This window comes from Pseudoalteromonas sp. SR41-7 (genome assembly GCF_014163935.1).
GTDB classification, from domain to species: Bacteria; Pseudomonadota; Gammaproteobacteria; order Enterobacterales; family Alteromonadaceae; genus Pseudoalteromonas; species Pseudoalteromonas distincta.
Genome location: NZ_JACJEF010000064.1, coordinates 1 through 233, shown reverse-complemented (window position 1 = coordinate 233; position 233 = coordinate 1). Strand labels below are relative to the sequence as shown.

The window sequence follows — 233 nt, the reverse complement described above, 5'->3', positions numbered from 1 at the left end:
AAGTGGCGTCCCCAAGGGGATTCGAACCCCTGTTACCGCCGTGAAAGGGCGGTGTCCTAGGCCTCTAGACGATGGGGACACATAAATGTGTCACTAGGACAACTGAATTTTTAGACTCGTTTCAGGCGAGCTTTCTTAATAACACTACACTTCCCTATTAAAATAAGTAAGTGGCGTCCCCAAGAGATTAGTACTCTTGATAACGTCGTGCATAGAGAGTGCGGTGTCACACT

Annotated in this window: 1 tRNA gene; it reads right to left on the bottom strand. The window is 47.6% G+C overall.

What is annotated here, in order from left to right:
- Positions 1–3 precede the first annotated feature (3 nt).
- Positions 4–79, bottom strand: a tRNA-Glu gene (locus H5092_RS20515).
- Between the last annotated feature and the right edge of the window lie 154 nt (positions 80–233).